The following is a 13952-nucleotide window of genomic DNA, read 5'->3' as shown; positions in this document are numbered from 1 at the left end:
GGACGAGTCGGATTGCGCATCGGCAAGATTACGATTGGGGCGCTTGATGAATGGTCCCTCAAACCGGGTTCCGTCACGTCCTGGCATCCGACTGCCGCGGCCGCCGAGGCGGCGCGACGGGCGCCCGTCAGTTCGGTGCCGATCAGCTATATGCAACGCCAGCACCTCCGGAACTATTGCGAACGGAGCGCGGCGGGATTGAACTTCTCCAGGCAGATCATTGCGAGCTGCGAGGTCTCCGGCGAATGCGACATCGCGGCCATGGATCAGGCCGTGAATTCCTATCTGCGTCGGCACGACACATTTCGCAGCTGGTTCGAGCACACCGAGAACGGTGAGTTCATCCGTCGCGCGGTCGAGAATCCATCGGACATCGAATTCGTGCCGATCGATCACGGCAGAATGACGGCCGACGATATCCGCGGTCACGTCGTCGGCATACCGAGCCCGTTGGAATGGGGCTGTTTCACCTTCGGACTTATCCAGCACGAGGACCATTTCACGTTCTTCGCGGCGATGGATCACATTCACGGCGACGCCACATTGATCGGCACGACGATGTTGGAAGCCAACGGGATGTATTCGGCATTGAGCGGGGGCGGTAAGCCGCTTGAGTTGCCCGACCCGGGCAGCTTCGATGAATTCTGTATCCGCGAGAGGGAGCGCACCTCGGAATTGACCCTCGATACGCCCGAAGTGGCCGCATGGGTCGAATTCGCCGAAAGCAACGGCGGCGGCTTTCCCGAATTCCCATTGCCTCTCGGTAACCCGCGCGAGGCGACCAGCAGCGACATGACGTCGGAAGTGTTGATGAATCCCGCACAGACCGAGCGGTTTGAGGCCGCGTGCTCCGCGGTCGGCGCGCGGTTCGTCGGCGGATTATTTGCCTGCCTCGCCCAGGTCGAGCACGAACTGACTGGTGCACTCACCTATTACGGCCTCACTCCGCGCGATTCCCGTACGGCCACCGACAATTTCATGACCCAGGGCTGGTTCACCGGACTCATCCCGATCACCGTGCCGATCGGAGCCGCCTCGTTCGCCGAGGCCGCGTGGTCGGCGCAGACCTCATTCGACTCGAATCTGAACATGGCCAAGGTGCCGTTTTACCGCGTGCTCGAATTAGCGCCGTCGTTGCATTGGCCGCGACCGAACTTTCCCGTATCCAATTTCTTCCACGCCGGCGCCGCACCGCTGAACGCGGTTCTGGCGGCCGCGGATATGGGCCTTGCAGACAATATCGGGATCTACCCCGACGGCCGATTCTCCTATCAGCTGACCGTCTACATATTCCGCTACGGCGAAGGCACCGTCATGGCGATCATGCATCCCGATAATGCTGTCGCTAGCAAATCCGTTGCACGCTACATGAACACGATGAGATCGGTGGCCGAACGCGTCGCCGACACCGGTCAGTGGGGGCGCGTCGCATAGCGTGGGGCCGGTCGAGATGAGGACGATATGCGGCGGCTAGCCGATCTCGTGGTGCGGTGGCCGTGGGTGGTCATCGGCGTCTGGGTGGCGATGCTCGTCGCTCTCCCGTTCACCGTTCCATCGCTGGGTGAGATGGCCCAGAAGCATCCGCTCGCGATCCTGCCCGCCGACGCACCGTCGAGCGTCACCGCCACGAAGATGGCCGAGGCGTTCGGCGAATCCGGCAACGACGACCTGCTGCTGGTGGCGCTGATCAACGAGGACGGCCTCACCCCCGCGGACGAGGCCACCTATCGCAAGCTGGTGGACGTACTGCGCGACGACGTCACCGACGTCGAGTCTGTGCAGGACTTCATCGGCACACCACAGCTGCGGCCCTTCTTGACCAGTCAGGACAAGACGACGTGGGTGTTGCCGGTCAGCCTCGAGGGGGAGTTGGGCACACCGCGGGCCTTCGATTCCTTCAACCGCGTAGCGGACCTGATCGAGCAGAATGTCGCGGACGGTCCGGCCACCGCGTACCTGACTGGGCCTGCGGCCACCGCCGCCGACCTCACAGTCGCCGGTGAAAACGATCGTCTGCCGATCGAGGCGGCGATCGCGGCGCTGGTGCTCGGCGTGCTGCTGTTGGTGTACCGCAACGTGGTCACGATGCTGCTGCCGCTGGCGACGATCGGATCGTCGTTGCTGATCGCGCAGGCCGCCGTCGCCGGATTCTCGGAACTGACCGGCGCGGGTGTCTCGAACCAGTCCATCGTGTTCCTCAGCGCGATCATGGCAGGTGCCGGAACAGACTATGCGGTGTTCCTGATCAGCCGCTATCACGACTACCTGCGCTCGGGCCACGGTTTCGACGAGGCGGTCAAAGCGGCGCTGATCTCGATCGGCAAGGTCATCACCGCGTCCGCCGCGACGGTCGGCGTGACGTTCCTTCTGTTGAGCTTCGCGCAGATGGGGGTGTTCCGGACCGTCGGTGTCTCGTCGGCGATCGGGATCGGCATCGCCTACCTCGCGGGAATGACCCTGCTCCCGGCGATCCTGGTGGTGGCCGGGCCCCGCGGCTGGGTCAAACCGCGGCGGGAACTGACCGCCCGGTTCTGGCGGCGCTCCGGCATCCGCATCGTGCGCAGGCCGGTGCCCCACCTCGTCGCCAGCCTGCTCGTGCTGGCGCTGCTGGCCGGCATCGCGGTGTTCGCCGACTACAACTACGACGACCGCAAGGTGCTGCCGGCCGAGGCGCCGAGTTCGGTCGGGTACGCCGCGCTGGAACGCCACTTCCCGATCAATCAGTCAATTCCCGAGTACGTCCTGATCCAGTCGCCGCACGATCTGCGCAACCCGCGGGCTCTCGCCGACCTCGAACAGCTGGCGTCGCGGATCACCCAACTCAAGGACATCGGTCTGGTCAGCGGCATCACCCGCCCGCTCGGCGAGGTGCCGCAGGAGTTCCGGGCGACGTTCCAGGCGGGCATCGTCGGTGACCGGCTGGCGGACGGCTCCGCGCAGATCGGTCAACGGACGGGGGATCTGAACAAGCTCAGGGACGGGGCCGACACGCTCGCCGACAGCCTGGCCGACGTGCGCGGGCAGATCAACGCGATAGCACCCAGCATCCAAAGCCTCGTCGACACGTTCTCCTCGGTACGCACTGAATACGGTGGCGACAAGCTGGTGCGCGACGTCGAGATCACGGCCAAACTCGTCGCGAGCATCAACGCGCTCGGCAACTCGATGGGCTTGAACTTCCGAGCGGTCAAAGACCTTTTCGCCTGGATCGGCCCCGTCCTGACCGCGCTGCAGGGCAACGCGGTGTGCGACGCCAACCCCTCGTGTGTCGACACCCGCATGCAGTTCCAGAAGCTGGTCTCCGCGCGCGAGGACGGAAGCCTCGACGAGATCAACGGCCTGGCTCAGGAGCTTCAAGGTGTCGAGGACCGTCAGACCCTCAACCAGGCCGTGGCCAACCTCAACGCAGCGATGGCGAGCGTCGCCAAGGCGGTCAGCACGATGGGACTGGATCAACCGGGCGGCGTGCAGCGCAGCATGACCGACTTGCAGCGCGGCGCCAACCGCCTCGCCACGGGAAGCCGGGAGGTCGCCGGCGGGGTGGACGACCTCGTCAAACAGGTCAAGGTGATCGCCGCGGGATTGAACGAGGCGTCGACCTTCCTGCTGACCATGCGGAGTAACGCCTCGGATCCCTCGCAAGCCGGATTCAACATCCCACCGGAGGTGCTGAACCTCCCGGACTTCAAAAAGGCTGCTGCGGCGTACATCTCACCCGACGGACGGTCGGTTCGCTACCTGATCCAGACCCAGCTGAATCCGTTCAGCCCCGAGGCGATGGATCAGGTGAACCAGATCTACGACGTGGCCCGGGGTGCCCAACCCAATACCGCGCTGTCCGACGCCACGATCTCCATGGGCGGCTTCCCGGCAGCGCTGCGCGACACCCGCGACTATTACCAGCAGGACATCCGGTTCATCATCGCCGCGACGTTGATCGTCGTACTGCTGACGTTGATGGTGCTGCTGCGCGCGATCGTCGCGCCGCTGTATCTGGTCGGGTCGGTGGTGGTGTCGTACTTCGCGGCGATGGGCATCGGGGTGCTCACGTTCCAGCTGCTCCTCGGCCAGGATTTGCATTGGAGCGTGCCGCCTTTGGCGTTCGTGGTGCTGATCGCCGTGGGCGCCGACTACAACATGTTGTTCGTGTCGCGGTTGCGCGACGAGTCACCGCACAGTGTGCGGTACGGCGTGATCCGGACGCTGGGTTCGACCGGAGGTGTCATCACTGCGGCCGGCCTGATCTTCGCCGCGTCGATGGCCGGCCTGCTGTTCTCCAGCATCGGGATCGTCATCCAGGGCGGCTTCGTGATCGGCGTCGGAATCTTGCTGGACACCTTTGTGGTTCGCACCATCACCGTGCCCGCGGTCGCCGCACTGGTCGGGCGGGCAAACTGGTGGCCATCACGAGTGGCGGTTCCGCGGCGACGCAACCCGGCCATGTCGTCAAGCGGAGTGGAAACGGATAACCCATGAGCCCGTCGGATTCCTCGATCCTGTCGATGCTTCACGGTCGCGCCAGCCTGCGTCCCGACGACGTCGCCTTCACCTTCACCGAATACTCGCGCGACTCGGCGGGCGTGCGGGAAACCCTCACCTGGTCGCAACTGGCACGACGCACCGTCAATGTCGCGCGCGCGCTTCGGCGCCACGGCTCGATCGGTGATAGGGCGGTGATGCTCGCCCCGCAGGGGTTGGAGTACATCCTGGCGTTCCTGGGCTCGATGCAGGCGGGCCTGATCGCGGTCCCGCTGCCGCTGCCCCATCCCGGCTCGGGCCACGAGCGCGTGAGTTCGGTGCTCGCTGACACCCAGCCCGCCGTCGTCCTCACGACCTCTGCCGCCGCGGGTGACGTCGGCGACTTCATCGACCGGTCGCGCCTGGACATCGTGCCCAAGCTCATCGAGATCGACGCGCTCAACCTGGACGCCGACGCGGACATGGCTCCCCAGCCCGTCGATCTGCCCGACGTCGCGTATCTGCAATACAGCTCGGGCTCAACGAGATTGCCGACGGGAGTGAAGATCTCCCACCGCAATCTCACGGCGAACTTCGAGCAGCTGATGCGGGAGTTCTTCGCCCAGTCGCCGCTGCCCCAGGACGCTACGCTGGTGTCGTGGCTGCCGTTCTACCACGACATGGGACTGGTGCTGGGGGTCTGTGCGCCGATCCTGTGCGGTCGCCGCGCGGAGCTGATGAGCCCGGTCGCGTTCCTCGAGAAGCCCGCCCGCTGGGTGCGCGCGCTGGCCGAGAACCCGCATGCATGGTCGTCGGCGCCGAACTTCGCATTCGACCTGGCCGCCCGCAAGACGACCGACAACGACTTGGCCGGACTCGATCTCGGCGGGGTGGTCGGCATCATCAGCGGCGCCGAACGGGTCGAGCCCGCGACGCTGCACCGCTTCGTCGACCGGTTTGCGCACTTCGACTTCCGCGATCACATGATGCGACCCGCCTACGGGCTGGCGGAGGCGACGGTCTTCGTCGCGACGGGAACATGGGACGAGGCGTCGCCCGCCGTCCACTTCGACGCCGACGAACTCGGTGCGGGAAAGGTCCGGCCCTGTGGCGCAGGCGAAGGCATGGCGTTGGTGAAATACCGCGTGCCGCAATCGCCGTCGCTGCGCATCGTCGACAGCGACACATGCCGGGACTGCCCGCCCGGGGAGGTCGGCGAGATCTGGTTGCACGGGGAGAACGTCGCCGACGGCTACTGGGGGAGACCTCGCGATGCGCAGAGCTGTTTCGGCGCAACGCTTGTCGACCCGTCGCCGGGCACACCGGGCGGCCCGTGGTTGCGCACCGGCGATCTCGGTTTCGTCCACGGCGGCGAGCTGTTCATCGTCGGTCGCATCAAGGACCTGCTGATCATCCGGGGCCGTAACCACTATCCCGAGGACATCGAGGCGACGGTGCAGGAGGTCGCCCGAGGACGGGTCGCGGCGATCGCGGTCCCGGTGAACGGTAGTGAGCGGCTGGTCACCGTCATCGAACTCAAGAAACCTGCCGACCTCGACGAGGATACAATGCGCCGGCTCACCACGACCAAAGCCGATGTGACCGCGGCGATTTCGAATAAACACGGGGTCAGTGTCGAGGACATCGTGCTGGTGCCCGCCGGTTCGATCCCCACGACGACGAGCGGCAAGATCCGCCGCGCCGCCTGTGTCGAGCACTATCAACAGGGTCGGTTCACGCGATTGGACGTGCAATGAAGCGGTTCCTCGCATTCGGCGCTGCGCTGACGACACTCGGCGCGACAGGCTGTTTGGGGCTCGGGATCGCGGTGGCCGACGAGCCGCCACCGCCGCCGAAGCCGGCCCCGTCCGGCGACGGTCCGCCGCCGCTGGGCACACCCGGGCGCGCGTACGCCCTGGGCGGCGCGCACGTGCTGGGCATCCCGTACGACGAATACATCATGCGCACGGGCGCCGACTGGTTCCCCGGATTGGACCGCCAGATCGTCGACTACCCCGCCGGGCAGGTCCAGGGCCACACCTTGGAGCGGTTGTTCCCCGGCATCGGCCGGTTGGACGACGACTTCCCAGGTCTGGGAATCGACGGGCCCAGCGTCGGCGAGTCCGTCGACGTCGGGGCGCCCAACGTGATCGAGGCCATCAAGGCGGGTGGTTCGGGAACCGCGATCGGCCTGTCGGAGGGCGCCATGGTGCTCAACGACGTGAAAGCGCGCCTGGCGTACGACCCGGCCGCGCCGCCACCGAATGAGCTGAGCTTCGCGACCTACGGCGACCCGGTGGCGCGGCACGCCTTCGGCGAGAGCTTCCTGACGCAGATGTTCCCCGTCGGCAGCGTCGTGCCGTCGCTCGACTACCGCATCCCGCCGCCGGTCGAAAGCCAGTACGACACCTATCAGTTCATCTCGGCCTACGACAGCATCGCCGACTGGCCGGATCGGCCGGACAACTGGATGTCCGTCGCCAACGCGATCGTCGGGCTCGCGACCGGGCACACGGCGGTCGCGTTCACCGACCCCAGCATGGTGCCGCCGCAGAACATCCGCACCACCGTCAACTCCCGCGGGGCGAAGACGACGACGTTCATGATCCCCGAGGAGCATCTGCCGCTGGTGCTGCCGTTCAAGTACCTCGGAGTGGACAAGGACACGCTGATCAAACTGGACGGGGTTCTCAAGCCGTACGTAGACGCGGGCTACTCACGCAACGACAATCCGTTGACCGCGCCCATCACGGTGGACCCGGTGAACGGCTACGACCCCGCGGCGGTCACGGCGCCCGCCACCCAGGCCGCCTTCGGCGGTGCCGCCGACCCGGTGTCGCAGCTGCTCTCCGGGCTCCAGTACGTGCTGAACAACCAGCCCAAACCCTGAACACTCATAGCCCGGCGAACCCGACACCGAGCAGCACGCACCCGATGACGGCGAGCAGCGCGCCGACCCCGCGACGGCCTTGCGCACGCAGCCAGTCGTACAGCGATGTCAGGGCGGCGCGGGTGCGGTCGGGGGCCACCAGGTAGCACAGCAGGGGGATCTCGACGAGCGCGAACGCCACGACGTTGAACAGCACCAACGCGCTCAGCTGGGTCGCGGTGGCGGCGCCGGAGGCGACGATCAGCGCGAGCGCGGCGAGGTAGTCGACCGACGGCAGTGCGATAGCCAGGCCCGCGGCACCCGCCGTCCACAGCGACCGGCCCTCGAGCATCCGCCGGGCGCGACCCGCGAGCGTTCCGACCCTGGCCTCCGCCACGCTCGCTACCTCACGCCCGCGTGCCCACACGCCCGTGACCACCAGGACCGCGTTGAGCAGCAGGACGGCGCCGACCACGATCTGCACCTTCGGCAGGGTGAACCGGGCCGACCCCAACGCAGGACGCAGCACGAACAGCACGACGACGCCCACGACCGTTCCCATCGCGAATCCGCCGGCGAGAAAGGCCAGGAGCTGACGGGTCGGCTGCGGGCGGTTCAGCATCAGGACCGTCATGCCGACGCGAAACGGCTCGAGGCTGACGGCAACGGCCATCACCAGGAGCGGCATCCACATGGATTTCGTCGGTCCTCGGCCTACCGGTCATCCGCGGGCGGCTCGAGCATGGGCGTCAGGTTACCGGTTGCGTTCACGACGATTCCGACCCTCACCCCCGCTGCGGCCACGGTCGATGGCGGTCCGCTGGGTGGTCCGCACGTGGCCCCCGATCGCGGGCGCGTGTGAAGATGGACGGGATATGAGCGCAACTGATCTCAGCCCGGCGACACTGCGCGAAGCGTTCGGGCACTTCCCGTCCGGTGTCATCGCTATCGCCGCGGAGGTGGAGGGCACCAGGGTCGGGCTGGCGGCCAGCACGTTCGTCCCGGTCTCGCTCGACCCGCCGCTGGTGTCGTTCTGCGTGCAGAACACCTCCGAGACCTGGCCCAAGCTCAAGGATCTTCCGTCGCTCGGGATCAGCGTGCTGGGGGAGGCCCACGACGACGCCGCGCGCACCCTGGCCGCCAAGACCGGCGATCGGTTCGCCGGCCTGGCGACGGTGTCGCGCGAATCGGGTGCGGTCTTCATCGACGGCACCGCGGTATGGCTGGAGAGCGCGATCGAGCAGCTGGTTCCCGCGGGCGATCACACGATCGTGATCCTCCGGGTCTGTGACATCACGGTGCACGCCGACGTCGCACCGATCGTGTTCCACCGCAGCACGTTCCGCCGCCTCGGCAACGGGTGATTTCGGTGCGCAACCGGTCGCTCGGCGAGCGGAAGCGCACCCAAGCCGTTAGATCAGGGCCGCTCGCTGAGCTCGTCGCGATACCTGGCCACCCGTCGCTCTAGTTCGTCGGCGTCGGCGGCGCGGCCTTCCTTGCGGGCCAGAGCCGCGCGGGTGCTGAGCTCGCGGATCGCGGTACGAATGTCGTTGATGCTGTGCGGGTGTCGAAGTGTCACGATTGCAACCTTTCGTCGTTGATTGGCCGCTTACCCGCAGGGTACCTGCGGAATCGTGTGCGTGGGGTGTCGTGAGACGCCGGGACGACTACCGTCGCCGGCTCAGGCTGTTTGTTCCGGCTCCTACCGTCGCCGGCTCAGGCTGTTTGTTCCGGCTCCTACCGTCGCCGGCTCAGGCTGTTTGTGCCGGCTCCTACCGTCGCCGGAAGAGCTTGTCGCCGAGCCACACCACCGGGTCGTACTTGCGATCTGCGGCCCGCTCCTTCATCGGGATCAACGCATTGTCGGTGATCTTGATGTGTTCGGGGCAGACCTCGGTGCAGCACTTGGTGATGTTGCAGTAGCCCAGGCCGTGCACTTCCTGCGCGTCCTCCGCGCGCCGCGCGTGCACGTCGAGCGGATGCATGTCCAGCTCGGCCTGACGCATCAGGAACCGCGGACCGGCGAACGCCTCTTTGTTCTCCTCGTGATCACGGATCACGTGGCAGACGTTCTGGCACAGGAAGCACTCGATGCACTTGCGGAACTCCTGTGACCGGTTGACGTCTTCCTGCGCCATCCGGTACTCGCCGGGCTGCAGATCCTTCGGCGGCGTGAACGCCGGGATCTCCCTGGCCTTCTGATAGTTGAACGACACGTCGGTGACCAGGTCGCGGATCACCGGGAAGGTGCGCAACGGGGTGACGGTGATGACCTCGTTCTCGTCGAAGGTCGACATCCGCGTCATGCACAGCAGCCGGGGCCTGCCGTTGATCTCCGCCGAGCAGGACCCGCACTTGCCCGCCTTGCAGTTCCACCGCACGGCCAGATCGCCGGCCTGGGTCTGCTGCAGCCGGTGGATGATGTCGAGGACCACCTCGCCCTCGTTGACCTCTACCGAGAAGTCCTGCAGCGCGCCGTCGTTGTCGTCGCCACGCCACACCCGCATCTTTGCCTGGTAGCTCATGCGCCCCTCCTAGACGAGTGGTTGGCGAGTTCTTCGGAGGTGAAGTACTTCTCCAACTCTTCGATGTCGATCAGCTCCAGCAGGTCGTCGCGCATGGGTACCTGATCCTGCGGGGTGATGCTGATGTCGGGGACCACGGTCTCGCCTTCAGCCCGGCACACCAGCAGCGTCTTGCGCCACTTCGAATCCATCGACGGATAGTCGTCGCGGGTGTGCCCGCCACGGCTCTCGGTGCGCTCCAGCGCCGCCTTGGCGATGCACTCGCTGACCAGGATCATGTTGCGCAGGTCGAGCGCCAGATGCCAGCCGGGGTTGAAGTGCCGGCCACCCTCGACCCGCACCTTCTTGTACCGCTCGCGCAGCTCCTTGAGCTTGTCGATGGCCTCGGTGACCTCTTCGGACTTGCGGATGATGCCGACCAAGCTGTTCATCGTGTCCTGTAGATCCAGCTGCAGGGTGTACGGGTTCTCGGCGGCATCGCCGTTGGACGGTCCCTCGAACGGGTGCAGCGCCAGCTTGGTCGACTCGTCGACCGCGGTGTCGGACACCTTCGGCCGGTCACCGAGCGCGCGCACGTAGTCCGCCGCGCCCATTCCCGCGCGCCTGCCGAACACCAGCAGGTCCGACAGCGAGTTGCCGCCCAGCCGGTTGGAGCCGTGCATGCCGCCGGAGCACTCACCCGCGGCGAACAGTCCCGGCGTCTTGGCCGCACCCGTGTCCGGGTCGACCTCGATGCCGCCCATGACGTAATGGCACGTCGGCCCGACCTCCATGGGCTCCTTGGTGATGTCGACCTCGGCCAGCTCCATGAACTGGTGATACATCGACGGCAGCCGGCGCTTGATCTCCTCGGCGGGCAGGCGCGACGCGATGTCGAGGTAGACGCCGCCGTGCGGGGTGCCTCGGTCGGCCTTCACCTCGGAGTTGATCGCGCGGGCCACCTCATCGCGGGGCAGCAGGTCCGGGGTGCGGCGCGCCGAGTCGTTGTCCTTGAGCCACTGATCGGCTTCCTCGATGCTCTCGGCGTACTGGCCTTTGAACACCGCGGGGATGTAGTCGAACATGAAGCGCTTGCCCTCGGAGTTCTTCAGCACTCCGCCGTCGCCGCGCACACCCTCGGTGACCAGGATGCCCTTGACGCTGGGCGGCCAGACCATGCCGGTCGGGTGGAACTGGACGAACTCCATGTTGATCAGCGTCGCGCCCGCCCGCAGCGCCAGCGCGTGACCGTCTCCGGTGTACTCCCAGGAGTTCGACGTCACCTTGTAGGACTTGCCGATGCCGCCGGTGGCCAGCACCACCGCGGGCGTCTCGAACAGGACGAAGTTGCCGCCCTCGCGGTAGTAGCCGAACGCCCCCGCGATGCGGTCGCCATCCTTGATGAGGTCGGTGATCGTCGTTTCGTGGAAGACCCGGATACGCGCCTCGTAGTCGCCGAACTCCTCTTTGTCCTCCTGCTGCAGCGAGACGATCTTCTGCTGCAGCGTCCGGATGATCTCCAAACCGGTGCGGTCACCGACGTGGGCCAGTCGCGGATAGGTGTGGCCGCCGAAGTTGCGCTGGCTGATCCGACCGTCCTTGGTGCGGTCGAACAGCGCGCCGTAGGTCTCGAGCTCCCACACCCGGTCCGGCGCTTCCTTGGCGTGCAACTCGGCCATGCGCCAGTTGTTGAGGAACTTCCCGCCGCGCATGGTGTCCTTGAAGTGGACCTGCCAGTTGTCCTTCGGGTTCGCGTTACCCATCGCCGCGGCGCAGCCGCCCTCGGCCATCACCGTGTGGGCCTTGCCGAACAACGATTTCGTGATCACCGCGACCTTCAGGCCGCGTTCGCGCGCCTCGATGACCGCACGCAATCCCGCGCCGCCGGCACCGATGACGACGACGTCGTAGGAGTGCCGTTCTATTTCCGATGAGCCGCTTGCGCGAAGAGCATCAGACTCCGATGAGCCGCTTGCGCGAAGAGCATCAGACTCCGATGAGCCGCTTGCGCGAAGAGCATCAGATTCCGCCATCAAATAAACCTCACTACCGATCGAATTAGGGCGTCAGCCAATGAATCTCAGGTCAGAGATGGTCCCGCTGGCCACCAGCATGATGTAGAAGTCGGTCAGCATCAGCGTGCCGAGGGTGATCCACGCGTAGGTCTTGTGCCGGGTGTTCAGCCTGCTCACCTGGGTCCACATCCAGTACCGGACAGGGTGTTTCGAGAAGTGCTTGAGCCGTCCGCCGACGACGTGACGGCAGGAGTGGCACGACACCGTGTACGTCCACAGCAGCAACACGTTGACGACGAGAATCACATTGCCTAAACCGAATCCGAAACCGGACGGCGAGCGGAACGCCGCGATCGCGTCGTACGTGTTGACGAGCGAGATGAGCACCGCGATGTAGAAGAAGTAGCGGTGTGTGTTCTGGATGACCAGGGGCAGCCGTGTCTCGCCGGTGTAGTGCGCCCTGGGCTCTGGCACCGCACACGCCGTCGGCGACTGCCACACCGACCGGTAGTAGGCGCCGCGGTAGTAGTAGCAGGTGAGCCGGAACAGCAGCAGGAACGGCAGCGACACCGCGGCGTAGGGCAGCCACCACACGTCAGGCAGGAACTGCCCGAAATGGCTGGCCTCCGGGATGCATCCGCTCTGCGTCGCCTCGTTCCACTTGACGAAGCACGGCGAGTAGAACGGCGTCAGGTAGTGGTACTCCGCGACCCAGTAGTTGTTCTGCAGGAACGCGCGCACCGTCGCGTAGATGATGAACGCCGCGAACCCCAGGTTCACGATCAGCGGTGACTGCCACCACCGGTCGGTGCGAAGGGTGCGTTGCGGAATCTCGGCACGGCTCGGCGAAAAGACGCCGGTCGCCTTGCGGTCGGCGGTGGGTGCGCTCACTGTTGCCTTTCGGTGTTGAGTTGTCCCGGTTACTCGGTGGGCCGCGTCAGCGGACGCCGCCGAGCCCTTCGTCGTCGACACCGCGCCAGAAATCGGTGTCGTACTGGGTGTCCGGGATCGGGATGCGGTCTCCGGCGTGGTGGTGCACCACGCCTCGGGCCAGCTCCAGCTCTTCGGCGTCAATGTCGAGACGGTCGATGTCGTTGAGGAGGCGTTCGGCGTCGTTGACGATTCGACGCGTCGCCGGGGTGTCCCCGTACCTCGACGCCAGCGACGTCACGCACCGCCGGAGCCTTCCGATTAGCTCGTGCAGCTCGGCAAGTTCGGTAGTGCTGGACAATTGACCTCCTTGGGCTGAAGGGTGTCAGGCATCACAGTACGACACCCGATGCTAGCTACATCATGCAGTGCACCGTGAGACAGATCACGTCAAACCGAAGGAGAAGGCCCGATGCCCGACCAGGTCCTCAAAGAGCGGGCCGACGCCCTGCTGGCATTGCACCAACCGGGCAACCCGGTCATTCTGCCGACCGTTTGGGACGCCTGGTCGGCTCGGCTCGCGGTAGACGAAGGATTTGCTGCGCTCACCGTCGGCAGCCATCCGCTGGCCGATTCCGTGGGCAAGCCCGACGGTGAGGGGATGTCGTTCGACGATGTGATCGCCCGTGTCAAGCAGATCACCGCGGCGGTCGACGTGCCGGTGTCGGTCGACCTCGAATCCGGCTACGGCCAACCGCCCGCGCGGCTGATCGACGGTCTGCTCGAGGCCGGCGCGGTCGGGTTCAACATCGAGGACACCGTGCACAGCGAGGACGGCCGGCTGCGTTCGTCGAGCGAACACGCCGAACTTGTCGGCGCGCTCCGCGAAGCGGCCGACGCGACGGGCGTGCACGTCGTCATCAATGCGCGCACCGATCTGTTCCTGCGGCAGGACGGTGAGGAGTCCGATCGCGTAGACCGTGCGATCGCCCGGCTGACCGAGGCGGCCGCTGCGGGCGCCGACGTGCTCTATCCGGTCGGCCGTCATGAACCGGATGTCCTGCAGCGGTTGACATCTGAGTTATCACTTCCCGTGAATGCGATCGGCCTGCCCGATCAGGACGACCCCGCGTCGTTCGGACCGCTCGGCGTGGCGCGGGTGAGTTTCGGCCCCTTCCTGCAGCGTGCGCTGTCGGCGCACGCCAAAGAGATGCTGCAGCGCTGGGTCTAGAGGGG

The 13952-nt window shown here is 66.1% G+C and carries 12 protein-coding genes; 6 read left to right on the top strand and 6 right to left on the bottom strand.

All coding sequences use genetic code 11. The features are described from left to right. Positions 1 to 12 precede the first annotated feature (12 nt). Genes A5752_RS06150 through pe form a run of 4 tightly spaced genes read left to right on the top strand, consistent with a single transcriptional unit; the run spans position 13 to position 7348 of the window. Positions 13 to 1434 carry a condensation domain-containing protein gene (locus A5752_RS06150; protein ID WP_067083406.1) on the top strand — a complete coding sequence of 474 codons (1422 nt, stop codon included), beginning with the start codon at positions 13 to 15 and terminating at the stop codon, positions 1432 to 1434. Between the two features lie 27 nt (positions 1435 to 1461). After that, positions 1462 to 4476, top strand: coding sequence for an MMPL/RND family transporter (locus A5752_RS06145; protein WP_067083338.1), 3015 nt, complete (start codon positions 1462 to 1464; stop codon positions 4474 to 4476). Next, positions 4473 to 6215: an AMP-binding protein gene (locus A5752_RS06140; protein ID WP_082963764.1), complete on the top strand. Its 1743-nt coding sequence runs from the start codon at positions 4473 to 4475 to the stop codon at positions 6213 to 6215. Before A5752_RS06145 ends, A5752_RS06140 begins: the two co-directional genes overlap by 4 nt. Beyond that, positions 6212 to 7348, top strand: a complete 1137-nt coding sequence (gene pe / locus A5752_RS06135) for an acyltransferase PE (protein ID WP_067083337.1) — start codon at positions 6212 to 6214, stop codon at positions 7346 to 7348. The genes A5752_RS06140 and pe overlap by 4 nt, the downstream gene beginning before the upstream one ends. Positions 7349 to 7352: 4 nt before the next feature. Here pe and A5752_RS06130 read toward each other — a convergent pair whose 3' ends face one another. Next, the gene (locus A5752_RS06130; protein ID WP_067083335.1) at positions 7353 to 8021 is read right to left on the bottom strand and encodes a GAP family protein; all 669 of its coding nucleotides are present in this window, start codon (positions 8019 to 8021) and stop codon (positions 7353 to 7355) included. A gap of 181 nt (positions 8022 to 8202) precedes the next feature. Here A5752_RS06130 and A5752_RS06125 point away from each other — a divergent pair, with 181 nt between their 5' ends. Then, positions 8203 to 8691, top strand: coding sequence for a flavin reductase family protein (locus tag A5752_RS06125; RefSeq protein ID WP_067083403.1), 489 nt, complete (start codon positions 8203 to 8205; stop codon positions 8689 to 8691). A 53-nt stretch (positions 8692 to 8744) separates the two neighbouring features. Here the strand turns inward: A5752_RS06125 and A5752_RS27685 are convergent, their stop codons facing one another. The 5 genes from A5752_RS27685 to A5752_RS06105 all read right to left on the bottom strand — a co-directional run bounded on the left by A5752_RS27685 (position 8745) and on the right by A5752_RS06105 (position 13077). Further along, positions 8745 to 8906, bottom strand: coding sequence for a hypothetical protein (locus tag A5752_RS27685; RefSeq protein ID WP_090277640.1), 162 nt, complete (start codon positions 8904 to 8906; stop codon positions 8745 to 8747). A 193-nt stretch (positions 8907 to 9099) separates the two neighbouring features. Beyond that, complete coding sequence (locus tag A5752_RS06120; protein WP_067083334.1) at positions 9100 to 9852, bottom strand: succinate dehydrogenase/fumarate reductase iron-sulfur subunit; 753 nt, start codon at positions 9850 to 9852, stop codon at positions 9100 to 9102. Further along, complete coding sequence (locus A5752_RS06115) at positions 9849 to 11864, bottom strand: fumarate reductase/succinate dehydrogenase flavoprotein subunit (protein WP_231983334.1); 2016 nt, start codon at positions 11862 to 11864, stop codon at positions 9849 to 9851. Before A5752_RS06115 ends, A5752_RS06120 begins: the two co-directional genes overlap by 4 nt. A 33-nt stretch (positions 11865 to 11897) precedes the next feature. Next, the gene (sdhC, locus tag A5752_RS06110) at positions 11898 to 12737 is read right to left on the bottom strand and encodes a succinate dehydrogenase subunit SdhC (protein WP_067083332.1); all 840 of its coding nucleotides are present in this window, start codon (positions 12735 to 12737) and stop codon (positions 11898 to 11900) included. 46 nt (positions 12738 to 12783) lie between these two features. Continuing rightward, positions 12784 to 13077 (bottom strand): Rv0250c family protein, encoded by a 294-nt coding sequence (locus A5752_RS06105; protein ID WP_067083331.1) that lies wholly within the window; start codon positions 13075 to 13077, stop codon positions 12784 to 12786. Between the two features lie 111 nt (positions 13078 to 13188). Between A5752_RS06105 and A5752_RS06100 the strand changes: the two genes are divergently transcribed. Then, a complete protein-coding gene (locus A5752_RS06100; protein WP_067083329.1) occupies positions 13189 to 13947 on the top strand; it encodes an isocitrate lyase/PEP mutase family protein in 759 nt (252 codons plus the stop codon). The last annotated feature ends 5 nt before the right edge of the window (positions 13948 to 13952 follow it).

This window comes from Mycobacterium sp. 852002-51961_SCH5331710 (assembly GCF_001665535.1).
GTDB lineage: Bacteria > Actinomycetota > Actinomycetes > Mycobacteriales > Mycobacteriaceae > Mycobacterium.
The sequence above is the reverse complement of the archived record's forward strand: the minus strand, read 5'-3'. Positions and strand labels throughout refer to the sequence as shown.

What these genes read in the sequence shown, in the direction of transcription:
- A5752_RS06100 (WP_067083329.1), top strand. Translation starts at nt 13,189, where the DNA reads ATGCCCGACCAGGTCCTCAAAGAGCGGGCCGACGCCCTGCTGGCATTG.
- A5752_RS06120 (WP_067083334.1), bottom strand. Translation starts at nt 9,852, where the DNA reads ATGAGCTACCAGGCAAAGATGCGGGTGTGGCGTGGCGACGACAACGAC.
- A5752_RS06130 (WP_067083335.1), bottom strand. Translation starts at nt 8,021, where the DNA reads ATGTGGATGCCGCTCCTGGTGATGGCCGTTGCCGTCAGCCTCGAGCCG.
- A5752_RS06140 (WP_082963764.1), top strand. Translation starts at nt 4,473, where the DNA reads ATGAGCCCGTCGGATTCCTCGATCCTGTCGATGCTTCACGGTCGCGCC.
- A5752_RS06125 (WP_067083403.1), top strand. Translation starts at nt 8,203, where the DNA reads ATGAGCGCAACTGATCTCAGCCCGGCGACACTGCGCGAAGCGTTCGGG.
- pe (WP_067083337.1), top strand. Translation starts at nt 6,212, where the DNA reads ATGAAGCGGTTCCTCGCATTCGGCGCTGCGCTGACGACACTCGGCGCG.
- A5752_RS06115 (WP_231983334.1), bottom strand. Translation starts at nt 11,864, where the DNA reads ATGGCGGAATCTGATGCTCTTCGCGCAAGCGGCTCATCGGAGTCTGAT.
- A5752_RS06145 (WP_067083338.1), top strand. Translation starts at nt 1,462, where the DNA reads ATGCGGCGGCTAGCCGATCTCGTGGTGCGGTGGCCGTGGGTGGTCATC.